23 protein-coding genes are annotated in these 24,778 nt (G+C 69.5%); 21 read left to right on the top strand and 2 right to left on the bottom strand.

The window, feature by feature from the left end; translation table 11 throughout:
- The first annotated feature begins 75 nt into the window (after positions 1–75).
- The 3 genes from ACFYW8_RS18960 (at position 76) to ACFYW8_RS18950 (ending at position 4,251) form a co-directional block, all read left to right on the top strand.
- Positions 76–1,863 carry a site-2 protease family protein gene (locus tag ACFYW8_RS18960; protein WP_389076162.1) on the top strand — a complete coding sequence of 596 codons (1,788 nt, stop codon included), beginning with the start codon at positions 76–78 and terminating at the stop codon, positions 1,861–1,863.
- Positions 1,864–1,904: 41 nt separating this feature from the next.
- Positions 1,905–2,807 carry a tRNA (adenine-N1)-methyltransferase gene (locus tag ACFYW8_RS18955; RefSeq protein WP_389076158.1) on the top strand — a complete coding sequence of 301 codons (903 nt, stop codon included), beginning with the start codon at positions 1,905–1,907 and terminating at the stop codon, positions 2,805–2,807.
- Between the two features lie 868 nt (positions 2,808–3,675).
- Positions 3,676–4,251 carry a hypothetical protein gene (locus tag ACFYW8_RS18950; protein ID WP_389076154.1) on the top strand — a complete coding sequence of 192 codons (576 nt, stop codon included), beginning with the start codon at positions 3,676–3,678 and terminating at the stop codon, positions 4,249–4,251.
- Positions 4,252–4,349: 98 nt separating this feature from the next.
- Here ACFYW8_RS18950 and ACFYW8_RS18945 read toward each other — a convergent pair whose 3' ends face one another.
- Positions 4,350–4,655 (bottom strand): ferredoxin, encoded by a 306-nt coding sequence (locus tag ACFYW8_RS18945; RefSeq protein WP_328556493.1) that lies wholly within the window; start codon positions 4,653–4,655, stop codon positions 4,350–4,352.
- A gap of 253 nt (positions 4,656–4,908) precedes the next feature.
- Between ACFYW8_RS18945 and arc the strand changes: the two genes are divergently transcribed.
- The 6 genes from arc to prcA all read left to right on the top strand — a co-directional run bounded on the left by arc (position 4,909) and on the right by prcA (position 11,037).
- Entirely contained in the window at positions 4,909–6,675 is a 1,767-nt protein-coding gene (arc, locus tag ACFYW8_RS18940) for a proteasome ATPase (RefSeq protein WP_266756835.1), read from the top strand.
- A gap of 233 nt (positions 6,676–6,908) precedes the next feature.
- Positions 6,909–8,420, top strand: coding sequence for a depupylase/deamidase Dop (dop, locus tag ACFYW8_RS18935; protein ID WP_356053032.1), 1,512 nt, complete (start codon positions 6,909–6,911; stop codon positions 8,418–8,420).
- A gap of 155 nt (positions 8,421–8,575) precedes the next feature.
- Positions 8,576–8,794, top strand: a complete 219-nt coding sequence (locus tag ACFYW8_RS18930; protein ID WP_261702927.1) for a ubiquitin-like protein Pup — start codon at positions 8,576–8,578, stop codon at positions 8,792–8,794.
- 40 nt (positions 8,795–8,834) lie between these two features.
- Positions 8,835–9,440: an endonuclease VII domain-containing protein gene (locus tag ACFYW8_RS18925; RefSeq protein WP_389076140.1), complete on the top strand. Its 606-nt coding sequence runs from the start codon at positions 8,835–8,837 to the stop codon at positions 9,438–9,440.
- Positions 9,392–10,237, top strand: a complete 846-nt coding sequence (prcB, locus tag ACFYW8_RS18920) for a proteasome subunit beta (protein ID WP_389076136.1) — start codon at positions 9,392–9,394, stop codon at positions 10,235–10,237. The genes ACFYW8_RS18925 and prcB overlap by 49 nt, the downstream gene beginning before the upstream one ends.
- Positions 10,238–10,293: 56 nt before the next feature.
- Entirely contained in the window at positions 10,294–11,037 is a 744-nt protein-coding gene (prcA, locus tag ACFYW8_RS18915; RefSeq protein WP_389076131.1) for a proteasome subunit alpha, read from the top strand.
- A gap of 122 nt (positions 11,038–11,159) precedes the next feature.
- On the opposite strand, the gene ACFYW8_RS18910 is transcribed toward prcA, so the two are convergent.
- Positions 11,160–12,173, bottom strand: a complete 1,014-nt coding sequence (locus ACFYW8_RS18910) for a LacI family DNA-binding transcriptional regulator (RefSeq protein ID WP_365875156.1) — start codon at positions 12,171–12,173, stop codon at positions 11,160–11,162.
- 106 nt (positions 12,174–12,279) lie between these two features.
- Here ACFYW8_RS18910 and ACFYW8_RS18905 point away from each other — a divergent pair, with 106 nt between their 5' ends.
- The 12 genes from ACFYW8_RS18905 (at position 12,280) to ACFYW8_RS18850 (ending at position 24,681) form a co-directional block, all read left to right on the top strand.
- The gene (locus ACFYW8_RS18905; protein ID WP_389076124.1) at positions 12,280–13,539 is read left to right on the top strand and encodes an MFS transporter; all 1,260 of its coding nucleotides are present in this window, start codon (positions 12,280–12,282) and stop codon (positions 13,537–13,539) included.
- A 9-nt stretch (positions 13,540–13,548) separates the two neighbouring features.
- Positions 13,549–14,910: a Pup--protein ligase gene (gene pafA / locus ACFYW8_RS18900; RefSeq protein WP_171143128.1), complete on the top strand. Its 1,362-nt coding sequence runs from the start codon at positions 13,549–13,551 to the stop codon at positions 14,908–14,910.
- 128 nt (positions 14,911–15,038) lie between these two features.
- Positions 15,039–16,043 carry an FKBP-type peptidyl-prolyl cis-trans isomerase gene (locus tag ACFYW8_RS18895; RefSeq protein ID WP_365875160.1) on the top strand — a complete coding sequence of 335 codons (1,005 nt, stop codon included), beginning with the start codon at positions 15,039–15,041 and terminating at the stop codon, positions 16,041–16,043.
- Positions 16,044–16,103: 60 nt separating this feature from the next.
- Positions 16,104–16,475 (top strand): FKBP-type peptidyl-prolyl cis-trans isomerase, encoded by a 372-nt coding sequence (locus ACFYW8_RS18890; RefSeq protein ID WP_365875162.1) that lies wholly within the window; start codon positions 16,104–16,106, stop codon positions 16,473–16,475.
- Positions 16,476–16,698: 223 nt separating this feature from the next.
- Complete coding sequence (locus tag ACFYW8_RS18885; protein ID WP_365875164.1) at positions 16,699–17,652, top strand: WYL domain-containing protein; 954 nt, start codon at positions 16,699–16,701, stop codon at positions 17,650–17,652.
- A gap of 16 nt (positions 17,653–17,668) precedes the next feature.
- Complete coding sequence (locus tag ACFYW8_RS18880; RefSeq protein ID WP_389076108.1) at positions 17,669–18,694, top strand: helix-turn-helix transcriptional regulator; 1,026 nt, start codon at positions 17,669–17,671, stop codon at positions 18,692–18,694.
- A gap of 182 nt (positions 18,695–18,876) precedes the next feature.
- Entirely contained in the window at positions 18,877–19,137 is a 261-nt protein-coding gene (locus ACFYW8_RS18875; protein WP_389076104.1) for a hypothetical protein, read from the top strand.
- A 10-nt stretch (positions 19,138–19,147) separates the two neighbouring features.
- The gene (locus tag ACFYW8_RS18870; protein WP_389076099.1) at positions 19,148–19,342 is read left to right on the top strand and encodes a hypothetical protein; all 195 of its coding nucleotides are present in this window, start codon (positions 19,148–19,150) and stop codon (positions 19,340–19,342) included.
- 237 nt (positions 19,343–19,579) lie between these two features.
- Entirely contained in the window at positions 19,580–19,864 is a 285-nt protein-coding gene (gene tatA / locus ACFYW8_RS18865; RefSeq protein WP_389076094.1) for a Sec-independent protein translocase subunit TatA, read from the top strand.
- A gap of 47 nt (positions 19,865–19,911) precedes the next feature.
- The gene (gene tatC / locus ACFYW8_RS18860) at positions 19,912–20,859 is read left to right on the top strand and encodes a twin-arginine translocase subunit TatC (RefSeq protein WP_389076091.1); all 948 of its coding nucleotides are present in this window, start codon (positions 19,912–19,914) and stop codon (positions 20,857–20,859) included.
- A 29-nt stretch (positions 20,860–20,888) separates the two neighbouring features.
- Positions 20,889–21,779, top strand: coding sequence for a diacylglycerol kinase (locus ACFYW8_RS18855; RefSeq protein ID WP_389076085.1), 891 nt, complete (start codon positions 20,889–20,891; stop codon positions 21,777–21,779).
- A gap of 40 nt (positions 21,780–21,819) precedes the next feature.
- Positions 21,820–24,681 carry a DEAD/DEAH box helicase gene (locus tag ACFYW8_RS18850; protein WP_389076080.1) on the top strand — a complete coding sequence of 954 codons (2,862 nt, stop codon included), beginning with the start codon at positions 21,820–21,822 and terminating at the stop codon, positions 24,679–24,681.
- Positions 24,682–24,778 lie beyond the last annotated feature (97 nt).

The raw sequence follows: 24,778 nt of genomic DNA, 5'->3' as shown, positions 1-24,778 counted from the left end.
CGCATACCATCGACCCCAGACCCTCCCGCTCCGCATGAACCGGGGGCGGGGGACGCTATCGAACGAGGGGACATCGTGGACGAGAGCGGCGGGAGCGGGCAGCCGCGGTCCGGTACCGGCGAGGCGGCCGAGCACCACGAGAGGCCCCAGGCCTCCGCCGGTCCGGCCTCCGACGCACGCCCCGGCCCGGCCGGGCCCGAGACCACCACCGGGCCGGCGCCCACGGCCCCCGGCCACGACTCCCGCACCGGGACGGACCCCGACGCGGACACCGGCACCCGGGCCCACGCGGACACCCCGGCCCGTCCCCAGGCCGATTCCCCCACGGACGCCGGGGCCGCCTCCCACACACAGCCCGGACCCCACGACGACACCACGCCTGAGGACCGGACCCGATCAAAGGCGCACCCCACGCCCGCTCCGGAGCCCGCGGCACACCCCGGAACCTCCCTCGACCCGCTCGTGAAGGCCCCCGCCTCCACCGAGCGCACCGACCGTGAGGACGGAACCGAGGAGACCGAGCAGTCCGGAGCCCCTGGCGAGGCCCACGAACCGTCCGAAGATCCGAGCGAGGCCAACGAACCGTCCGAAGGTCCGAGCGAGGCCCACGACGACGAGCCCACCCCCACGGACCACGACGAACCCGCCGACGCCCACCGGACCCGCGCCCACACAGGAACCGGCAAAGCACGGCCACCGCGCCGCGGAAAGGAACCCGGCGGCGGGCTCCTGATGGGCCGGCCGTTCGGCGTGCCCGTGTACGTCGCGCCCAGCTGGTTCCTCGTCGCCGCCCTGATCACCTGGGTGTTCGGCGGCCAGCTCGACCGCGTCCTGCCCGAACTCGGCGCCGCCCGCTACCTGGTGTCCCTCTTCTTCGCGGTCGCCTTCTACGCCTCCGTACTCGTCCACGAACTCGCCCACACCGTCGCCGCCCTGCGCTTCAAACTGCCGGTGCGCCGGATCCAGCTCCAGTTCTTCGGCGGCGTCTCCGAGATCGAGAAGGAAGCCGAGACCCCGGGCCGCGAGTTCGTGCTCGCCTTCGTCGGCCCGCTGCTCTCCCTCATCCTGTCCGGCCTCTTCTACCTCGCCATGCTGCCCGTCGAGCCCGGCACCGTCCCCGGCGTCCTGCTGGCCGGCCTGATGATCTCCAACCTCATCGTCGCCGCCTTCAACCTGCTGCCCGGCCTGCCCCTCGACGGCGGCCGCATGCTCCGCGCCGTCGTCTGGAAGATCACCGGCAGAGCCATGAGCGGCACCGTCGCCGCCGCATGGGTCGGCCGTGCCCTCGCCGTCTCCGTACTGATCGGACTGCCCCTGCTCACCCAGTCCCAGGCACTGGGCGCCGCCCCCGAGAACGTCGGCAGCATGGACACCATCACGGACGCCCTCCTCGCCGCCATCCTCGCCGCGATCATCTGGACCGGCGCCGGCAACAGCCTGCGCATGGCCCGCCTGCGCGAACACCTGCCGGAACTGCGCGCCCGGTCACTCACCCGCCGCGCGGTCCCGGTCGAGACCAGCACCCCGCTCTCCGAGGCACTGCGCCGCGCCAACGACGTCGGCGCCCGCGCCCTGGTCGTCGTCGACGCCGACGGCCAACCGCTCTCCCTCGTCCGCGAGGCCGCCATCGTCGGCGTACCCGAGCACCGCCGCCCCTGGGTCGCGGTCAGCGGCCTCGCCCAGGACCTCACCGACGGCATGCGCGTCTCCGCCGAACTCGCCGGCGAGGACCTCCTCGACGCCCTGCGCGCCAGCCCCGCCACCGAGTACCTGGTGGTGGAGGACTCCGGCGAGATCTACGGCGTCCTGTCCGCCGCCGACGTGGAACGCGCCTTCGTGAAAGCCATGGCCCGGCCCTCCTGACCGTGGTCGGCGGCCCCGCCCAGGACCGGTAGGCTGTTCACATGTCCGAACCGACCGGTGCCGCCCGCAGGCGCGGGCCCTTCAAGGTCGGGGACCAGGTTCAGCTGACCGACCCCAAGGGCCGCCACTACACGTTCACGCTCGAGGCCGGGAAGAACTTTCACACCCACAAGGGTTCCTTCCCCCACGACGAGCTGATCGGTGCTCCCGAGGGCAGCGTTGTCCGCACCACGGGAAACGTCGCCTATCTCGCGCTGCGCCCCCTGCTCCCCGACTACGTCCTGTCCATGCCCCGCGGCGCCGCCGTGGTCTACCCCAAGGACGCGGGGCAGATCCTGGCCTTCGCCGACATCTTCCCCGGCGCCCGCGTCGTGGAAGCGGGAGTCGGCTCCGGCTCGCTCAGCAGCTTCCTGCTGCGCGCCATCGGCGACCAGGGCATGCTGCACTCCTACGAGCGCCGCGAGGACTTCGCCGAGATCGCCCAGCAGAACGTGGAGCGCTACTTCGGCGGACCGCACCCCGCCTGGCAGCTCACCGTCGGCGACCTCCAGGACAACCTGAGCGACACCGACGTCGACCGCGTCATCCTCGACATGCTCGCCCCCTGGGAGTGCCTGGAGGCGGTCTCCAAGGCGCTCGTCCCCGGCGGCATCCTCTGCTGCTACGTGGCGACCACCACCCAGCTCGCGCGGACCGTCGAGTCGATCCGCGAGATCGGCTGCTTCAACGAGCCCACCGCCTGGGAATCGATGATCCGCAACTGGCACATCGAGGGACTGGCCGTCCGCCCGGACCACCGGATGATCGGCCACACCGGCTTCCTGCTCACCGCCCGCCGCCTCGCGGACGGCGTCGAGCCGCCCACGCGCCGCCGCCGCCCCTCCAAGGGCTCGTACGGCGAGGACTACTCCGGCCCGAACGCCGACGGCGGCTCCGCCCGCTGACGTACCCAACGCACCACGACTGTGGCCGAGTTCCCGGGAAACTCCGGGAACTCGGCCACAGCGCTTTTCCGTTGACGCACCGTCACACCCGGTGGACCGCCCGGCCGGGAGCGCGGCCGACAGCTTTCCCGAGCCCGCCGATGGTCCCCCGCAAGGCTGCTGACGGGTCCTCGGGAAGTCGGCGGACGGCTCTGCCGACCGCGCTCTGACAGGTGGCCCGTCGAACGGCCGACGAGTGTGTCGGCGGACCGGCCCAAGGGCCCGACGCACGCCTCGGCACATCGCGCCGCAGGCCGTCGGGCCGTCGGCGGAGCTGCCGCGAGCCGGACCTGCATGCCTGCCGGGCCGGTCTCCGGACGGCGCGGAAGGCAGCCGCGGTCCACCGGAGACCGGCCGACAAGGCCGCCGAGCCCGCCGGCAGCCTTTGCGGGAGGCGGGAGGCGGGAGGCGGGAGGCGGGAGGCGGGAGGCGGGAGGCAGGCGAGGGGCGTGGGGCGCCGCGCAGTGTCTTCCCCAGGACGCCCTACTGAAAGCGTTCCTGGCGGCCACCCGGCGGGGCCCTACTGACGCCTTCCTGGCGGCCACCAAGCCGCCCCTCCGACACCTTCCTGAGGGCCACCCGGCGGCCGTCAGGTGGCCCTCCTGTCCGGGTCCTGCCGACGGTCCTGCCGTCGGTCTCCCGACGGCCCTCCCGGTAGCCTCAGGGTGGCCCTCCCGACGGCCCGCGCGGGGTCGCTCCGGGACCGGGCCGGAAACTCCGCCGGAACTCTTCACAAGTCCGGACCCCGCCGTTCCACCAGGCTGTGACGTGTGGCACCATGCGGGTCACCCCACCCCCACCGGCACAGCCCTCGCGGGAGACACTCCTAGTGCAGCAATCCGTTGTCCCGGAACTGGCACACACGCAGACCAGCCCCATCCAGTGGGTCGCCACGGCCACCGCCATCGCCGGAGTCGTGGCGCTGTCGTCCGTGATCCACCCCGATCCGGCGAGGGCGGCCCAGCCCGGCGCCGGCCCGAAACCGGCGACGGCCCCGGTGGCCGCCCCCGACCCGACCGGCGTGGACTTCCCGATCACCTGCGGGCCCGTCAAGGTGCTCGTCCAGAAGAAGGCCTCCGGGGACCTGGACGGCGACGGCCGCCCCGAGACCGTGGCCGTCGTCCGCTGCGACGCCGGCTCCGGAACCCCGCCCAACGGCGTCTACGTCCTCACCCAGGCCGAGGGAGCGAAACGGCCCAGGGTCGTGGCGACCCTGGTCGATCCCAAGGACCGGCTGAGCGTCACGGACTTCGCGGTGCGCGCCGGAGCCGTCACCGCCACCATGCTCGGCTACTCCTCCGCCGACGTGCCGAGTTGCTGCCCGGACCTGAAGGACAGCGCCAAGTGGCAGTGGAAGAACGGCGCGTTCATCCGCTCGACAACGCCCGAAGCGCGGAGTGAGTGAGCGCGCCCCCGGCGCGAGGCCCGAACAAAAGAAAACACCCTCCGCGGTGCGGAGGGTGTGAGGAAGCAGACATCGCGTGACGCGGGGTGCCCGAAAGGTCACTCCGCGTCGGGACCGAACACCTCGACCTTGTCCGAAACGCGACGGACGTGGATGCAGTCCCCCGGGCACTCCTTCGCCGAGTCCGTCACATCGCGCAGAAGCGGCAGCGGTACGGGCGTTGTGGCGCCCACCGCCTGCAGGAGCTCGTCCTCGGGACTCTTCACATAGGCCAGGCCGTCAATGTCCAGCTCAAAGACCTCGGGCGCGTACTGGACGCAGATCCCGTCGCCGGTACAGAGATCCTGGTCGATCCAGACCTCAAGCGCCTCGCCGTCGACTCCGGCCTCCTGCTGCACGGTCATTTCTCCTGCCGTTTTCTGCGTCGAGCGGACCGAAGACTGGGGAATCGGGCCAGCTCTGACGGGTGTTGAACACTTCGACCCTACCTCCGCCCGCTTCCCAGGCATGTTCGGTGGGTATTCCCCTGGCGTGAGGGAGAGCGCAAGGGTGAAGATCGGACACACCCCGACAGTCTTTGTGATCTAGGGGTTTCAATCGACACCCACCCAGGTAGGGTCTGGAAGCGTCCAGCTCCCCTTGGAGGAGGTGAGGACCGTGGCAGCCCACGACGACGACATGAACCGCGGCATCCGCCCGGGACGAGGGTCCGATGACCCCGCCGGGCAGATTGCCTACCTTGAGCAGGAGATCGCCGTCCTGCGACGCAAGCTCGCCGACTCTCCGCGACACACGAGGATTCTCGAAGAGCGGATCGTCGAGTTGCAGACCAACCTGGCAGGCGTGTCCGCACAGAACGAGCGGCTCGCCAACACGCTCCGTGAGGCCCGCGACCAGATCGTGGCCCTCAAGGAAGAAGTCGACCGGCTCGCACAGCCGCCGGCCGGCTTCGGTGTCTTCCTCACGGCGAACGAGGACGGCACGGCGGACATCTTCACCGGGGGCCGCAAGCTCCGGGTGAACGTCAGCCCCAGCGTGGAGCTCGAAGAGCTCAGGCGTGGCCAGGAAGTGATGCTCAACGAAGCTCTCAACGTGGTCGAGGCCATGGAATACGAGAGCGTCGGCGACATCGTCACCCTCAAGGAGATCCTGGAGGACGGCGAGCGCGCCCTCGTCCAGGGACACACGGACGAGGAACGGGTGGTCCGGCTCGCCGAACCGCTCCTGGACGTCAATATCCGTCCCGGAGACGCCCTCCTCCTCGAACCCCGTTCCGGCTACGTCTACGAGATCGTTCCGAAGAGCGAGGTCGAGGAACTCGTCCTCGAAGAGGTCCCGGACATCGGCTACGAGCAGATCGGCGGTCTGGGCGGCCAGATCGAGATGATCCGCGACGCGGTCGAGCTCCCGTACCTCTACCCCGACCTCTTCAAGGAGCACGAACTGCGGCCGCCCAAGGGTGTCCTGCTGTACGGGCCCCCCGGATGCGGAAAGACGCTCATCGCCAAGGCCGTGGCCAACTCCCTGGCCAAGAAGGTCGCCGAAGTGACCGGACAGGCCACCGGCAAGAGCTTCTTCCTCAACATCAAGGGCCCCGAGCTCCTGAACAAGTACGTCGGCGAGACCGAGCGGCAGATCCGCCTCGTCTTCCAGCGTGCCCGGGAGAAGGCCAGCGAGGGCACACCCGTCATCGTCTTCTTCGACGAGATGGAATCCCTCTTCCGCACCCGTGGATCAGGCGTCAGCTCGGACGTGGAGAACACCATCGTCCCGCAGCTGCTCGCCGAGATCGACGGCGTCGAGGGCCTGCAGAACGTGGTCGTGATCGGCGCCTCGAACCGCGAGGACATGATCGACCCGGCCATCCTGCGGCCCGGACGACTCGACGTGAAGATCAAGATCGAGCGCCCGGACGCCGAAGCGGCGAAGGACATCTTCCAGAAGTACCTCACCGAGCGTCTCCCGCTGCACTCCGAGGACGTGGGAGAGCACGGCGGCGACAGGGCGGCCACCGTCCACGGCATGATCCAGACAGCCGTGGAGCAGATGTACGCCGAATCGGAGGAGAACCGCTTCCTGGAGGTCACCTACGCCAACGGTGACAAGGAAGTCCTCTACTTCAAGGACTTCAATTCCGGCGCCATGATCGAGAACATCGTCGGCCGCGCCAAGAAGATGGCCATCAAGGACTTCTTGGAGCACAGCCAGAAGGGCCTCCGGGTCTCCCACCTCCTCCAGGCCTGCGTGGACGAGTTCAAGGAGAACGAGGACCTGCCCAACACCACCAACCCGGACGACTGGGCCAGGATCTCCGGAAAGAAGGGTGAACGGATCGTCTATATCCGTACGCTCATCACCGGAAAGCAGGGCGCGGACACCGGACGCTCCATCGACACGGTGGCCAACACCGGTCAGTACCTGTAAAAGACAGGGCGGCTGCGGGTGCCCAACACGGGTATCCGCAGCCGACTGCTTTTCAGGTCGAGGCCGGAGCACAGCAATGACGCAAATGATCTCCCCACCAGCGCAAAGGCGTTCTAGGCTCTTTCGTACCGCCGAGTCGCGCAGTGCGGGGACGGGCACCGCACACGCACCGGAGCGCCAGCGGTACTTGAGCAGCGCCCCCGACCGAGGGCGCCGCCGGCAAGGAGGGCCGCATGACCGTACGGCGAGTAATGGGCATCGAGACGGAGTACGGGATCTCCGTCCCCGGTCACCCCAACGCCAATGCCATGCTCACCTCGTCCCAGATCGTCAACGCCTACGCGGCGGCGATGCACCGGGCGCGCCGCGCCCGCTGGGACTTCGAGGAGGAGAACCCGCTGCGGGACGCGCGAGGCTTCGACCTCGCCAGGGAGACCGCCGACTCCAGCCAGCTCACCGACGAGGACATCGGCCTGGCCAATGTCATCCTCACCAACGGTGCACGGCTGTACGTCGACCACGCACACCCGGAATACAGCTCCCCCGAAGTCACCAACCCGCGGGACGCCGTCCTGTGGGACAAGGCCGGCGAGCGCATCATGGCGGAGGCCGCCGAGCGAGCGGCCCAGCTCCCCGGCGCCCAGCCGATCCACCTCTACAAGAACAACACCGACAACAAGGGCGCCTCGTACGGCACGCACGAGAACTACCTGATGAAGCGGGAGACCCCCTTCTCGGACATCGTGCGGCACCTGACGCCGTTCTTCGTCTCACGCCAGGTCGTCACCGGAGCGGGCCGCGTCGGTATCGGCCAGGACGGGCACGAGCACGGCTTCCAGCTCAGCCAGCGCGCCGACTACTTCGAGGTCGAGGTCGGCCTGGAGACCACCCTCAAGCGCCCCATCATCAACACCCGCGACGAGCCGCACGCCGACGCGGAGAAGTACCGCCGACTGCACGTGATCATCGGGGACGCGAACCTCTCCGAGATCTCCACCTATCTCAAGCTCGGCACGACGGCGCTCGTCCTCTCAATGATCGAGGACGGCTTCATCGCCGTCGACCTGGCCGTCGACCAGCCCGTACGCACCCTCCACCAGGTCTCCCACGACCCGACCCTCAAGCGCCTGGTCACGCTCCGCAGCGGACGCACCCTCACCGCGGTGCAACTGCAGATGGAGTACTTCGAGCTGTCCCGCAAGTACGTGGAGGAGCGGTTCGGGGCGGACGCGGACGAGCAGACCAAGGACGTCCTGCTGCGCTGGGAGGACACCCTGAACCGCCTGGAGAACGACCCGATGAGCCTCTCCGGGGAGCTCGACTGGGTCGCCAAGCGGGAGCTCATGGAGGGCTACCGGCGCCGTGACGACCTCGACTGGGACGCCGCCCGGCTGCACCTGGTCGACCTCCAGTACGCCGACGTACGCGCCGAGAAGGGCCTCTACAACCGTCTGGCCGCCCGCGGCAAGATGAAGCGCCTGCTGGACGAGAACGAGGTCGAGCGGGCCCGTACGACACCGCCGGAGGACACCCGCGCGTACTTCCGCGGACGCTGCCTGGAGCAGTACGCGGACGACGTGGCGGCGGCCTCCTGGGACTCGGTCATCTTCGATCTGCCCGGCCGGGACTCGCTCCAGCGCGTCCCAACCCTGGAGCCCCTTCGCGGAACGCGTAATCACGTCAAGGAGCTCCTGGACCGCTGCCGGACGGCGGAGGACCTGGTCAGGGTGCTGTCGGGCAACTGAGCTTCCACCCGGACGGCACCGGCCGGACAGGGTGGAATACCCGGCGTAAGGGAATCATCGAGGTGGTCCCCGTACGTTGTGGCAACTGCGGGGCCGATGTCGGACCCTGCTTGTAGGGTCTGATCAAGAACGTCGAACCGAGCGGGGTGAGGGTTATGGCGACCAAGGACACCGGCGGCGGACAGCAGAAGGCGACGCGTTCCACCGAGGAGGTCGAGGAACAGTCGCAGGACGCGCAGGCGACCGACGACCTCAAGGAACGCCAGGAGAAGCTGAGCGACGACGTCGACTCGGTTCTTGACGAAATTGACGATGTACTCGAGGAAAATGCCGAGGACTTCGTCCGTAGCTTCGTTCAGAAGGGTGGAGAGTGATTTTGCCTTCGGCTTGAAGGCGGGATCGGGGGCTCCCTGAGTGAACGAAGAGCTGGAGTTGCGGCGCTGCTCTCGGTGCAAGCGAGGCTTGCCGAGAGCGGCGTTCGCGAACAACAAGTCGACGCCTGACGGTCTCCAGGCGCACTGCCGGGAGTGCGTGGCTGAATACTCAGCGGCGCACTACCGGCGGCGCAGGGAAGCCCTTGGCAAGACGGTGCGCGAGACGGTGGACGTCCCTGCGGGACACAAGCTGTGCCGAACCTGCGGGATCGTAAAGCCGCACAGTGATTGGCATCGAAACGCGTCGGCGTCGGACGGTCTGAACACCCGGTGCAAGGCGTGCAGGGCCGTCAGGGCGCGCGGGGATCATCTGAAGCGCAGCTACGGCCTCACCGAAGCCCAGCGCGACGCGATGGTCGCCTCTCAAAAGGGGCTCTGCGTGATCTGCCTGAAAGCTCCTGCCGTTCATGTGGATCACTGCCACAAGACGGGTAGTGTCCGTGGCGTACTGTGCTTCAACTGCAATTCGGCCATCGGCAAGTTGGGAGACGATCCCGACGCTGTTCGTCGGGCTGCCGCCTACCTGGAGGGAAACGCGTGGAAGCCAACACTCGTAGCACCGGGCGTCTACCGGCTGCCTTCCTGACGCCCGGGTCGTCGTCCTTCATGGACTTCCTGTCCGAGCACCAGCCGGAGATGCTCCCCGGCAGGCGGCAACTGCCGCCCGTCCAGGGGGTGATCGAGGCCCCGCACGGCACGACCATCGTCGCCGTCACCTTCGCCGGCGGAGTCGTCCTCGCCGGTGACCGGCGGGCCACGATGGGGAACGTCATCGCCCAGCGCGACATCGAGAAGGTCTTCCCGGCCGACGAGTACTCGGCGGTGGGCATCGCCGGTACGGCGGGTCTGGCCGTGGAGATGGTGAAGCTGTTCCAGCTGGAGCTGGAGCACTTCGAGAAGGTGGAGGGCGCCACGCTCTCCCTGGAGGGCAAGGCGAACCGCCTGTCCACGATGATCCGTTCCAACCTCGGCATGGCCATGCAGGGCCTCGCCGTGGTCCCCCTGTTCGCGGGCTTCGACGTGGACCGCGACCGGGGCCGCATCTTCTCCTACGACGTCACCGGCGGCCGCTCCGAGGAGCACGGCTACGCGGCCACGGGCTCCGGCTCGATCTTCGCGCGCGGCGCCATGAAGAAGCTCTACGCCAAGGATCTGACGGAGAGCCAGGCCACGACGCTGGTCGTGCAGGCCCTCTACGACGCGGCCGACGACGACTCGGCGACCGGTGGTCCCGATGTCGCGCGCCGGATCTACCCGATCGTCACCGTGATCACCGAGAGCGGCTTCCGCCGGCTCACCGACGAGGAGTCCTCCGAGATCGCCCGCGCGATCCTGGAGCGGCGACTCGAGCAGCCCGACGGCCCGCGCGCCGCGCTGCTCTAGACCGGCCTCTTTTCCCAGGTGATCCAGTGACTTCGACAGAAAGGGACGGATAGCCGGTGTCGACTCCGTTCTACGTCTCACCCCAGCAGGCCATGGCCGACCGGGCGGAGTACGCCCGCAAGGGCATCGCCCGCGGTCGCAGCCTGGTCGTGCTGCAGTACGCCGACGGCATCGTGTTCGTCGGCGAGAACCCGTCCCGCGCGCTGCACAAGTTCAGCGAGATCTACGACCGGATCGGCTTCGCGGCCGCCGGCAAGTACAACGAGTACGAGAACCTGCGGATCGGCGGTGTGCGCTACGCCGACCTGCGCGGCTACACGTACGACCGTGACGACGTGACCGCCCGTGGTCTGGCGAACGTGTACGCCCAGACGCTGGGCACGATCTTCTCGTCGGCGGCGGAGAAGCCGTACGAGGTGGAGCTGGTGGTCGCCGAGGTCGGCGACACGCCCGACGGCGACCAGATCTACCGGCTGCCGCACGACGGTTCGATCGTGGACGAGCACGGTTCGGTCGCCGTCGGCGGCAATGCCGAGCAGATCAGTACCTATCTGGACACCCAGCACCGGGACGGGATGTCGCTGGCGGAGGCTTTGAAGCTGGCTGTTCAGTCGTTGTCCCGGGAGCCGAACGGTGGCGAGCGGGAGATTCCGGCGGAGCGGCTGGAGGTCGCGGTGCTGGACCGGACGCGGCCGCAGAAGCGGAAGTTCAAGCGGATCGTCGGTCGTCAGCTGGGCCGGCTGCTGGAGGCCGGAGGAGCGGAGACCGCGACGGAGGCCGAGGACGCCGACGACGAGTGAGGTCACGTACGGCCTCGCGCCCGTCCGTCGGGTGCTCATACGGAAGGGGTCGCCCCGGTGCACACCGGCGTGGCCCCTTCCGCGTGCGGGGCCGGTGGGCCCAGGGCTGAAGGTGGTGGCGTCTACGGGCCTGGAGGGGCCGTGGAGCCCCGTACGACCAGTTCGACGGGGATGTCCTCCTGGGGCGGTGTGCGGCCGTCCAGGACGGCGAGGAGGGCCTTCATGCCCTGTTCTCCGAAGCGTTCGGCGTCCAGGCGGACCGTGGTGAGCTCCGGGTCGAGGGCCCGGGCCAGGGCGAGGTCGTCGAGACCGGTGATGGAGATGTCCTCGGGGATGCGCAGGCCGAGGCGGCGGGCGGCCTTGTAGGCGCCCGCGGCCAGTTTGTCGTCGTCGCAGATCACGGCCGTGGGGCGGGGTCCCGGGGCGGAGAGGGCTGTCTGGGCCGCAGCCAAGGCGTCCTCGAAGGAGATGGGTGCCCGGGCGACGCGCAGGCTGGTTCCGGGGACCTCGACGAGGCAGGAGGCCACCTCCCGGGCGCGGACCTCGAAGGTCCAGGACGGGATGTCGGCGGCCAGGTGCAGGAAGCGGCGGTGGCCCAGTTCGAGCAGATGGGCGGTGACCTGGCGTACGGCGTCCGCGATGTCGAGGTTGACGGTCGCCGCGCCCTGGCTGCCGGCCGGGTCGCTGTCGAGCATGACCAGGGGGAGCTGGTCGCCGCGGATCGCGGTGAGGGCGTCGGCGGCCATGGAGGAGGCGATCACGCCGTCGAGGGCTGCCTGGGCGGAGCCGAAGGGGTCGCGGGCGGGGCCGATGCCTTCGGGGGAGGGGTAGAGGACGACGCCGAAGCCGTGTTCGGCGGCCACGCGGGCCGCGCCGGTGTAGACGCCCGCGAAGAACTCGGTGGTGAGCGCGGGGACCACCAGGAGGACGGTGCGGGTGCGGCCGAGGCGGAGGTTGCGGGCGGCCAGGTTCGGGCGGTAGCCGAGCTCCTGGGCGGCGTCCCGGACGCGTTCCGCGGTCGCGGCGGAGACGCGGCCGCGCCACTTGTCACCCAGTACGAGGGAGACGGCCGCCTGGGAGACCCCGGCGGCCTCGGCGACGTCCCGGCTCGTGGGGCGCGTACTACCTCTTGCCACCGTCGGCCTGCTCCTTCGTCTGGACTCCCGGACAGCGCACATGGTACGTATGGAGTGAGACGTTATACGTAACACCTGAGCGTCGCGTACTACGGAAGGGCAAGCCATGGCCGCGGGATACCTGGAGATCCTCAGGGCGAGGCACGCCACCCGGCTGCTCGTCGGCACGCTCGTGGGGCGGCTGCCGAACGCCACCGCGGCCATCGCGGTCGTGCTGTTCGTGCGGGCCGAGGGCGGCACGTACAGCCTGGCGGGCGCGCTCGCCGCCGTGTACGGGGTGGCCAACGCGGTGGGACAGCCCCTGCTCGGCAGGCTCGTGGACCTCTACGGGCAACCGCGGGTACAGCTGCCCGCGGCGGTCGTCTCGGCCTTCGGGATGGGCGTCTTCGCCTTCGTCGGGACGGACCGGCCGGGCCTCGCCTGTGCCGCGATGGCCGTGGCCGGTCTCTTCACGCCTCCCCTGGAGGGCGGTCTGCGGGCGCTGTGGCCCTCCGTCCTGCGCAGGGAGGAGCAGGTGCACACCGCGTACGCGATGGACGCCGTGGCGCAGGAAGTGATGTTCACCGTCGGGCCGTTGTTCGTGACGCTGTGCGTCTCGCTCTGGTCCGCCCGGGCCGCGCTGCTGATCCTGAGCGTCATCGGTGTCCTGGGGGCCCTCTCCGTGGTCGTCTCGCCGCCCTCGCGCGCGTGGCGGTCGGCCCCGCGCGAGGCGCACTGGCTCGGCGCCCTGCGCTCACCGGGGCTGGTGGCCCTGCTCGGCGCGTTCCTGTTCATCGGGATGGCGCTCGGCTCGATCACGGTCGCCGCGGTGTCGTACGCCGACGGGCACGGCGGGGACGCGGTGTACGGCTGGCTGATGGCGGGTATCGGCCTCGGCGCGCTGCTCGGCGGCCTGGTCTACGGCGCGCGTCGGTGGGGCGGGGCGCCGGAGCGGCGACTGCGGGTGCTCGTGGCCCTTCTGGCGGTCTGTTACGTCCCGCTGATGCTGGTGCCCGGGCCGGTCGCCATGACGGCTCTGGCCACCCTCGCCGGGGTGTTCCTCGCGCCCTGCATCGCCTGCGCCTTCGTCCTGGTGGACCGGCATGCTCCGGCCGGTACCGTCACCGAGGCCTTCTCCTGGCTCGTGACGACGTTCACCGTGGGCGCGTCGGTCGGAACGGGCCTCGCCGGGCCCGTCGTCGAGTGGGGCGGGGCGGCCCGGGGCTTCGCCGTTCCGGGGGTCGCGGGCGCGGCCGCGCTGGTGGTTCTGCTGGCCACGGGCCGGGTCCTCGCAGCTACCGGGAGGGGCGCGGTCGTTGCGGTCTCATCGGAAAATGATCCAAACCGAGCCGTCGAACCCCGTTTCAGCTCAGGGGATCGGGCGTAATGTTCAGTCATGGACCGCCGCATTTTCGGGCTGGAGAACGAGTACGGCGTCACGTGTACGTTCAGGGGACAGCGCCGCCTGTCTCCCGACGAGGTGGCGCGGTACCTCTTCCGCCGTGTCGTGTCATGGGGCCGCAGCAGCAATGTCTTTCTGCGGAACGGTGCCCGCCTTTATCTCGACGTGGGATCACATCCGGAATACGCGACACCCGAATGTGACAACGTGACGGAGCTCGTCACCCACGACAAGGCCGGCGAGCGCATTCTCGAAGGACTCCTGGTGGACGCCGAACGACGCCTGCACGAGGAAGGAATCGCGGGCGACGTCTATCTTTTCAAGAACAACACCGACTCGGCAGGCAACTCCTACGGATGCCACGAGAACTATCTGGTGGCCCGGCACGGGGAGTTCTCCCGGCTCGCGGACATCCTCATTCCGTTCCTCGTCACGAGGCAGCTGCTGTGCGGCGCCGGCAAGGTGCTGCAGACTCCGCGCGGTGCCGTGTACTGCGTCAGCCAGCGGGCCGAGCACATCTGGGAGGGCGTCAGTTCCGCGACGACCCGCTCCCGGCCCATCATCAACACGCGTGACGAGCCGCACGCGGACGCCGAGCGCTATCGCCGGTTGCACGTCATCGTCGGTGACTCGAACATGTCCGAGACGACCATGCTCCTCAAGGTCGGTGCCACCGACCTCGTGCTGCGCATGATCGAGGCGGGCACCGTCATGCGGGACCTCACCCTGGAGAACCCCATCCGGGCGATCCGTGAGGTGAGCCACGACATCACGGGCCGGCGCAAGGTGCGCCTGGCCAGCGGCCGTGAGGCCTCCGCGCTCGAGGTGCAGCGCGAGTACTACGAGAAGGCCGTGGACTTCGTCGAGCGCCGCGGTATCCGTACGGGAACCGTCGAGCAGGTCCTCGAACTGTGGGGTCGGGTGCTCGACTCGATCGAGGCCGAGGACCTCGACCGGATCGGCACCGAGATCGACTGGGTCATGAAGTACCAGCTCATCGAGCGGTACCGGGCCAAGCACAACATGACCATGTCGCACCCCCGGGTCGCGCAGATAGACCTCGCCTACCACGACATCCACCGTCGTCGTGGCCTCTACTACCTGTTGGAGAGGAAGGGGCAAGCCGCGCGGATCTGCAACGACTTGAAGATCTTCGAGGGCAAGTCGGTGCCGCCGCAGACGACTCGGGCGCGGTTGCGCGGCGACTTCATCCGGCGCGCTCAGGAGCAGCGCCGGGACTTCACGGTCGACTGGGTCCACCTGAAGCTCAACGATCAGGCGCAGCGCACGGTGTTGTGCAAGGACCCGTTCCGTTCGGTGGACGACCGGGTGGAGAAGCTCATCGCCGGAATGTGAGCCGGGAGTTCCGCGGGTGACGCGGAACGCAACGCGGGGCGCCGTACGTTATCCGTACGGCGCTCCGCTCACGTCGTAGAGTTGCGCGCACGCCATCAACCAAGATCGACCGATACGAGGCCCCCACCGTGCGCCGACGCTCACTCCTTCTCTCCGTACCCGCTGGACTGGTCACACTCGCCGGATGCGGTGACAACGGCAAGTCAGACACGGCCAAGTCCAGCAGCCCGTCGCCCTCGGCCTCGGCCGCGGCCTCCGCGCCGCCCCCGCCGAAGATCGTCGACGGCCCGCTGCCGGCGATCACCGCCGGTACGAAGTTCGGTGAGAAGCCGACCGTCGCCAAGGGGACCGGGGAGCCGTCGAAGGACCTGGCGGTCAGGACGGTCATCGCGGGCGGCGGCCAGACGGTCGCGGAGAACGACTACATCCAGGCCAACTACCTGGGTCAGATCTGGGCCACGGCGAAGGTCTTCGACAACTCCTACGACCGCAAGACGCCGCTGGTCATCCAGCTGGCGCAGGGCGGCATCATCGACGGCTGGCGCTACGCCCTGGTGGGCAAGAAGGCCGGCAGCCGGGTCGAGATGTCGGTCCCCCCGACCTGGGGCTACGGCCCGCAGGGCAACGCGCAGGCGGGTATCAAGGGCACGGACACGCTGGTGTTCGTCGTCGACATCGAGAACACGTTCAACTCGAAGAGCTCGGCCAAGGGCAAGAACGCCGCGCAGAGCGACGCGGCGCTGCCGAAGGTCGGCACCAACACGGACGGCAGTGCTCCCAAGATCACGGTACCGAAGTCGAAACCTCCGACGGCGCTCGTTGCGAACTATGTGATCGAGGGCGATGGCGACGAGGTCAAGGCCGACAGCACGGTCCTGGTGCAGTACGAGGGTGTGCTCTGGGACACCGGCAAGGAGTTCGACTCCACGTACCAGCGGGGTCAGCTGACGTCGTTCGGGCTCCAGCAGGTCGTCAAGGGCTGGGCGCAGGGGCTGACCGGCAAGAAGGTGGGCAGCCGCGTTCTGATCGTGATCCCGCCGAAGCTGGGCTACGGCGACAAGCCGCCGGCCGGCAGCGGTATCGAGAAGGACTCCACGCTCGTCTTCTCGGTCGACATCCTGGCGAAGATGTGACGCCCTCGGTGATGTAAGACTGTCCGCGTTGCCCATACGTACACAAGCAGGAGCAAAGACGTGAGCATCGAGAAGCCCGAGATCGATTTCCCTGAGGGCCAGCCGCCGGCGGACCTTGAGATCAAGGACATCTGGGAGGGCGACGGCGCCGTCGCCAAGGCTGGCGACTTCGTCAAGGTCCACTACGTGGGCGTGGCCTTCTCCACCGGCGAGGAGTTCGACGCCTCCTGGAACCGCGGCGCCCCGCTGGAGTTCAAGCTCGGTGTCGGCCAGGTCATCAGTGGCTGGGACAAGGGCGTGCAGGGCATGAAGGTCGGCGGTCGTCGTCAGCTGGTCATCCCGGCGCACCTCGCGTACGGCGACCGCGGCGCGGGCGGCGCCATCGCCCCCGGCGAGACGCTGATCTTCGTCTGCGACCTGGTCGCGGTCTGAGACCGGCACCGGACCGTACTCCGGTCCGGTCGTCGGGAGGTACGGATCATGAAGGGCGGATCATGGACAAGGGTCCGGTCCGATCTTCGTACGCCGCGTGATCAGGGTCTGACCGGATCCGATCATCTGGGCCCATGCCTGTCCGGGCATGGGCCCTCGGCTTTTGCCGCGGCCCTCCGGAGCGGTACGGTCATCGGTCGGAAGCACCATAGGAAGGGCGTCGATGGCCATTGCCAAGGCCGAGCGGCTGATGAACCTCGCACTGTGTCTGCTCGGGACGCGGCGGCCGCTCAGCAAGCGCGAACTCCGCGAGTCCATCGAGGCCTATCTGGAAGCCGGGTCGGACGACAGTTTCAACCGGATGTTCGAGCGGGACAAGGACGATCTGCGCGAACTGGGCCTGGTCATCGAGACGGTGGAGAACCTCGACGGCGAGGTCGGCTATCTCGCCCGCCGCGACAGCAACCGCCTGCCGCCGATCACCCTCGACGCCGAGGAGGCCGCCGCCCTCGGTCTGGCCGCCAAGGTCTGGCAGCAGGCCCGGCTGGCCGGTGCCGCGAGCGGCGCGCTGCAGAAGCTGCGCGCCGCCGGTCTGCCCGAGGACGTGGACCCGTACGGGTCGCACGGCGCCCTGGAGCCGCACATCCCTGTCCACGAGGCCGCCTTCGAACCTCTGATGCTCGCCTGCCGTGACCGGCGCCCGGTCGTCTTCGACTACCGCAAGGCCACCGCCGCGCACCCCGAGACCCGGCAGGTCGAGCCCTGGGCCCTTGAGTGCTGGCGCGGCCACTGGTATCTCGCGGGCTGGGACCGCGACCGGGCCGCCGAGCGCGTCTTCCGGCTCTCCCGGATCACCGGAAAGGTCCGTGCGCGTGCGGGCAAGTACACGGCCGAGGTGCCCGATGTCGTCACCGTGCGCGAGACGGTCGCCGGCTGGGCGGGGGAGATCACCGACCGCTCGGCGCTGATCCGGCTGCGTTCCGGCGCGGGCTACCCGCTGCGGGCCAAGGCCGTCTCGGTACGGGAACTGGGCGGCGGCTGGGACGAGTTGGAGATTCCGTACGGGCACGGACTGGACGCCTGGCTCGTCGAGTTCGGGCCGGACGTGGTGGTCGTTGAGCCCACCGAACTGCGGGCCGATGTGGTCGACCGGCTGCGCGCCGTGGCCAAGGGCTGAGGGGAAACGTAAGAAAGTGGCAGGAAAACCGGCCAGGCCCACGAACGCGATCGACCAGACCCGGCGGATGCTCTCCCTGGTGACGTATCTGCGTGAGCGCCCCGGCGCGCGCGTCGGCGATGTCGCCCGTGCCTTCGGGATCACCGAGGACGAGCTGATCTCCGACCTCGATGTGCTGCCGCTGTGCGGGACCAGCTTCCGCGGCGGGGATCTGCTCGACATCGACACCGACGGTGACCGGATCTGGTGGCACAACCCCGACGACGTCGCCGAGCCGCTGCGGATCGCAGCCGACGAGGCGACCGCGCTGCTGGTGGCCGCCCGCGCGGTGTCCACGCTGCCCGGTCTGCGCGAGGGCGACCGGCAGGCGCTGCTGCGGGCCACCGCCAAGGTGGAGGCCGCCTCGGGCGAGGCGGCGGGTGCCAGCTCCCGGCTGTCGGTGACCTTCGAGTCCGAGGGCGGTGTCTTCGCCGACGTCGACCGGGCGATCTCCGAGCGGCGCCGGCTGTGGATCCGCTATTACTCGCCCTCGCGGGACGAGCTGAGCGAACGCGAGATCGATCCGATCCGCCTGGTCAGCGTGGGTCACACGTATGTGGAGGCCTGGTGCCGCCGCTCGGAGGCGCGCCGCACCTTCCGGCTCGACCGGGTCGCCGAGATCCGCATCCTGGACGAGCCGTCCGCTCCGCCCGAGATCGAGCTGCGGGACCTGTCCGAGGGGCTGGTGCAGCCCGCGGCCGAGGATCCCGAGGTGGTCGTCGAGGTCGGTCCCGGCGGGCGCTGGGTCGCCGAGTACTACCCGCACGACAGCGCGGATGAGCTGCCGGACGGCGGGCTGCGTATTACCTTGCGGACCCCCGATCCCACGTCGCTGCGGCGGCTGGCCCTGCGCCTCGGCGGTGACGGCCGGATCGTCTCGCCGCAGGACCTCGCGGACAGCGCGCGGAGCGCGGCCCGCGAGGCGCTCGCCGCCTACGACGCGCCGGACGGGCTCGAAGGGGTCGGAGGCAGGCCGTACGAGGGGCGGGAGCGAGGGCTTTGAGCACGTCGTCGATGTCTGGTGCGCCGGGAGGGCCGGGCACCTCGGAGAAGCCGGGTGCCGTGCGGAGGGCGGGGACGCCGGGACGCACCGGGGTGCCCTCGGGTACGCCCGGCCGGACCGGGTCGCCCTCGGTGGCACCTGGGGTGCCGGGACGGACGGGGTCGCCCTCGGGTACGCCGGAGATGTCGGTCGGGACGGCCTTCGTCGGGATGCGAAGGGTGGTCGAGGTGATGTTCAAGGCCGCCTGCCCCGACTGCCGGTCCGGCTTCGAGCTCACGCCGGGCGCCCTGCGCCTGGCCATCGGCGCCAGCAGCCGCACCACGTTCTACTCGTTCACCTGCCCCGCGTGCGGTTCCGCCGTCCGCAAGCCCGCGGGGGAACGCATCGTCGAACTGCTCACCGGGGGCGGGGTCCGTACGCTGCGGCTGCACTCCACCCTCTAAGGTCGTCGTCATGTTCTGGCCGATGTTTGCGATCGCCGCGGGTTTCCTGGGAATCACGGTTCTCGGAGTGCTCGCCGTCCGTGTCTTCCTGGAAGCGGAGCGTCTGGGCCGACAGGTCGCCGACTCCGCGCGGCGCATCGGCACAGCCTCCGAGGACCTGGAACGGGCCGCTGTCGGGGCCGCACGCTCTGTGGACGCGGTATGAGTCGTTCCATGGATGCGCAATGAGTCACGCCAGCCTGTCAACTTCCTGCCGGGGCCGGGTACGCTCAGGGTCGCAGCCCGGAGAATGAGGCGCGGGCCGCGAACTGGGCGTACGCACAGGGATTGCCCCACGTTCACCCCTGAGCGTTACGATCGCTGACAACACGAGGATCGGACACATGTCCGATCCATCGGACGGCACCCCGACCATGCAGCCTCGGTGAGAAGGTAAAGACTTATGTTCGGAAGGCTCGGAGCTCCCGAGATCATTCTCATCCTCGTCGTCATCATCCTGCTGTTCGGCGCGAAGAAGCTTCCGGACATGGCGCGCTCCCTCGGCAAGTCCGCCCGGATCCTCAAGAGCGAGGCGAAGGCGATGAAGGAAGAGGGCAGCACCCCGGCCCCGGCCGGCCCGCCCGGCACCGACGAGCAGACCCCCTCTCAGCGCACCATCCAGGCCGCTCCCGGCGACGTGACCAGCTCGCGCCCGGTCAACGAGCCGACGGACACGACCCAGCGCTGACGCAGGGCCGGTGATCTCCGGCCCGCCGCATGAGATGAGGATGTGGGTTGCTCAAGTCTGCCCGCAACACGGAGAGGGATCCCGAGGGGCGCATGCCTCTCGCGGACCATCTTCGCGAGCTCCGCAACCGGCTCGCGAAGGCGGTGCTGGCCATCGTCCTGGTGACGATCGTCGCGGCCTTCTACTACAACAACATCATCAACTTCTTCACCAAGCCGGTCCTGGACTCCATCGGGTGTCCGGAGACCTTCGCCGAGCTGGCGAAGCAGCCCAAGAACCACCAGTGCGCGCAGATCACCATCAACGGTCTGCTCGCCCCGTTCACCCTGGCGCTGAAGGTCTCCCTGATGGCGGGCGTCGTGCTCGCCTCGCCGGTCTGGCTCTACCAGCTCTGGGCGTTCGTCGCGCCGGGTCTGCACAAGAGCGAGAAGAAGTACGCGTACGCGTTCGTCGGCACCGGGGTCCCGCTGTTCTTCGGCGGCGCCTTCTTCGCCTACAAGGTGCTCCCCACCACGGCGAAGGTGCTGATGCAGTTCACGCCGAGCGGCGTGAAGAACCTCCTGCCGCTGGACGACCTGCTCGACCTGGTCACGCGCATGGTGGTGGTCTTCGGTCTCTCCTTCGAGCTGCCGCTGCTCCTGGTGATGCTCAACCTCACGGGCATCATCACCGGTCAGCGCATGCTCGGTTGGTGGCGCGGCATGATCATCGGCATCACGGTCTTCGCCGCCGTCGCCACTCCCAGCACCGACCCGCTGACCATGATGGCGCTCGCCGGGCCGATCTGGATCCTGTACTTCGGCGCGGTCGTCTTCTCGCTGCTCAACGACCGGCGCAAGCGTCGGCGCGACGAGTCCGGACCGGGTGACGACGAGGCCTCCGACCTCGACCTCACTCCCGAGTACATCGGAGACATCGAGAACGTGACGGCCGGACCGACTCTTCCGGAGCAGGCCAGCACGGACCGGGTCAACGGTTATGACGACGTGACCTGACGAAGCCCGGGACCTCGTAGGGTCAGCCTGTGACCAGCGAGATCACCCTCTTCGTCAACCCCACCGCGGGCCGCGGCCGGGGCGCCCGCGCGGCGCAGCCGGCCGCTTCCGCGTTGCGGGCCGCGGGATTCTCCGTCCGGACGGTCCTCGGCGAGGACGCGGCGGACGGCCTGGCGCGGGCCCGCGAGGCGGTCACGGGCGGCACCGGTGCCCTCGTCGCGGTCGGCGGCGACGGCATGGCGAACCTCGCCCTCCAGGCCGTCGCCGGGACCCGTACCCCGTTCGGACTGGTCGCCGCCGGGACGGGCAACGACTTCGCGCGCGCCCTCGGCCTGCCGGTGGGCGACCCGGCGGCCTCGGGACGCCTGATCGCCGAAGCCCTCAAGAACGACCGGCTGACGGACGTCGACCTGGGCCGGGTGAACGGCACCTGGTTCGGCACCGTCCTCGCCTCCGGGTTCGACTCCCGGGTCAACGACCGCGGGAACCGGATGCGCCTGCCTGTCGGCCGCTTCAAGTACGACGTCGCCATGCTCGCCGAACTGGCCGCCTTCCGGCCCTTCTCGTACCGCATCACGCTGGACGACGGCGGGACCCGGGAGATCGAGGCGACGCTCGTGGCCGTCGGGAACGGATCGTCGTACGGGGGTGGCATGAGGATCTGTCCCGGCGCGGACCTCGGGGACGGGCTGTTCGACATCACCGTGGTCGGGGACTGCACCCGCACGACGCTCCTCAAGATCTTCCCGAGGGTCTACCGGGGTACCCACGTCGACCATCCCTTGGTGAGCGTGTACCGGGCGGCCCGGGTCGAACTCCTCGCCGACGGCATCACCGGCTACGCGGACGGGGAGCCGCTCGGGCCGCTGCCGCTCACAGCGGAGTGCGTACCGGCGGCCGTACGCGTCGCACTTCCCTGAGCTGCGGGGATCCGATGTTTCACAGCATCTGATACGGATAATGATCGTCCTCATGTCAGTGGCTCCCGGTAGTCTCGAAAGCACGATGACAGAGGACCTCTCACCGGCCGAGCGGTATGCGGCAGCACGCAGGCGCGCTGTCGAGCAGGCCACCGCGCTCGCCTCCTTCCGCGAGATGTACGACTTCGGCCTCGACCCCTTCCAGATCGAGGCCTGCCGGGCGCTCGAAGCGGGCAAGGGCGTGCTGGTGGCGGCGCCCACCGGCTCGGGCAAGACGATCGTCGGCGAGTTCGCCGTCCACCTCGCCCTGCAGCAGGGCAAGAAGTGCTTCTACACGACTCCGATCAAGGCACTCTCCAACCAGAAGTACGCCGACCTGTGCCGCCGTTACGGCGCGGACAAGGTCGGCCTGCTCACCGGCGACAACAGCGTCAACTCCGAGGCCCCGGTGGTCGTCATGACCACCGAGGTCCTGCGGAACATGCTGTACGCGGGCTCGGGGACCCTTCTGGGCCTCGGTTATGTGGTGATGGACGAGGTGCACTACCTCTCCGACCGCTTCCGCGGCGCCGTCTGGGAGGAAGTGATCATTCACCTCCCCGAGTCCGTGACCCTGGTGTCACTGTCGGCGACCGTGTCGAACGCGGAGGAGTTCGGCGACTGGCTGGACACCGTGCGCGGCGACACCCAGGTGATCGTCTCCGAGCACCGGCCCGTCCCGCTGTTCCAGCATGTGCTGGCCGGACGGCGGATGTACGACCTCTTCGAGGAGGGCGAGGGCCAGCGCAAGGCCGTCAACCCCGACCTCACGCGCATGGCGCGCATGGAGGCGAGCCGTCCGTCGTACCAGGACCGCAAACGGGGCCGCGCGATGCGCGAGGCGGACCGGGAGCGGGAGCGCAGACAGCGCTCGCGCATCTGGACGCCCGGCCGCCCCGAGGTGATCGAGCGGCTGGAGACCGAAGGGCTGCTGCCCGCCATCACGTTCATCTTCAGCCGCGCGGCCTGCGAGGCCGCCGTGCAGCAGTGCCTCCACGCCGGTCTGCGGCTGAACGACGACGCGGCGCGCGTGCGCGTGCGTGAACTCGTCGAGGAGCGCACCGCCTCCATTCCGGACGAGGACCTGCACGTCCTCGGCTACTTCGAATGGCTGGAGGGCCTGGAGCGCGGCATCGCGGCGCACCACGCGGGCATGCTGCCCACCTTCAAGGAGGTCGTCGAGGAGCTGTTCGTCCGGGGCCTCGTGAAGGCGGTCTTCGCGACGGAGACCCTCGCGCTGGGCATCAACATGCCCGCCCGCTCGGTGGTGTTGGAGAAGCTCGTCAAGTGGAACGGCGAGCAGCACGCCGACATCACTCCCGGCGAGTACACCCAGCTGACCGGCCGGGCCGGCCGCCGCGGCATCGACGTGGAGGGCCACGCGGTCGTGCTGTGGCAGCGCGGCTTCAGCCCGGAGCACCTCGCGGGCCTCGCGGGCACCCGCACCTATCCGCTGCGCTCCAGCTTCAAGCCGTCGTACAACATGGCGGTGAACCTGGTCGAGCAGTTCGGGCGGCACCGCTCGCGCGAGCTGCTTGAGACGTCCTTCGCGCAGTTCCAGGCCGACAAGTCGGTCGTCGGGATCTCCCGGCAGGTGCAGCGCAACGAGGAGGGTCTCGAAGGCTACAAGGAGTCGATGACCTGCCATCTCGGGGACTTCGACGCGTACATGGAGCTGCGCCGCGAGCTCAAGGACCGCGAGACCGAGCTGGCCCGGCAGGGCATGACGGAGCGCCGTGCCGAGGCGGCCGTCGCCCTGGAGAAACTGAAGCCGGGTGACGTGATCCACGTGCCGACCGGCAAGTACGCGGGACTGGCGCTGGTGCTGGACCCCGGGCTGCCCGCCGGCCGGTCCAACGGCCACCGGGGCTTCGAGCAGCACGACGGCCCGCGCCCGCTGGTGCTCACCGCCGAGCGCCAGGTGAAGAGGCTGGCCTCGATGGACTTCCCGGTGCCGGTGGAGGCGCTCGACCGGATGCGGATCCCCAAGTCGTTCAACGCGCGTTCGCCGCAGTCCCGTCGGGACCTGGCGTCCGCGCTGCGGACCAAGGCCGGGCACATCGTCCCGGACCGGCACCGCAGGAAGCGCGCCGAGGCCGCCGACGACCGTGAGATCGCCCGGCTGCGCACGGCGATCCGCGCGCACCCCTGCCACGGGTGCAACGACCGCGAGGACCACGCCCGTTGGGCCGAGCGCTACCACCGTCTGCAGCGCGACACCACGCAGCTGGAACGCCGGATCGAGGGCCGGACGAACACCATCGCCCGCACCTTCGACCGGATCGTCGCCCTGCTCACCGAGTTGGACTATCTGCGTTCCGACGAGGTCACGGAGCACGGCAAGCGGCTCGCCCGGCTCTACGGCGAACTCGACCTGCTGGCCAGCGAATGCCTGCGCGCCGGTATCTGGGACGGGCTCTCCCCGGCCGAACTCGCCGCCTGTGTCTCGGCGTTGGTGTACGAGTCCCGGGTCGCCGACGACGCGATGGCGCCGAAGGTGCCGTCCGGCAAGGCGAAGGCCGCGCTCGCCGAGATGGTGCGCATCTGGGGCCGTCTCGACGCGCTGGAGGAGGACTTCGGGATCAACCAGACCGAGGGCGTCGGCCAGCGTGAGCCGGACCTCGGTTTCGCCTGGGCCGCCCATGAGTGGGCGTCCGGCAAGGGCCTCGACGAGGTGCTGCGTGAGGCCGAGATGCCGGCCGGTGACTTCGTGCGCTGGTGCAAGCAGGTCATCGACGTCCTCGGCCAGATCGCGGCCGCCGCGCCCGTCTCGGGCGGCGGGAATTCGACGGTCGCGAAGAACGCGCGCAAGGCGGTCGACGCCCTGCTGCGCGGGGTGGTGGCCTACTCGTCGGTGGGCTGAGGCCCGCCCCGGCTGTGCGCCGTCATCCCTCCGGGGGCGGCGCACGACTGGCCGCCGGCCCCTACCCGGCGACGGACGACGTGGGCGACGGGCGCGG

The sequence above is a fragment of the Streptomyces sp. NPDC002742 genome (assembly GCF_042888885.1).
Classification (GTDB): domain Bacteria; phylum Actinomycetota; class Actinomycetes; order Streptomycetales; family Streptomycetaceae; genus Streptomyces.
This window is presented reverse-complemented; position numbering and strand designations above follow the sequence as displayed.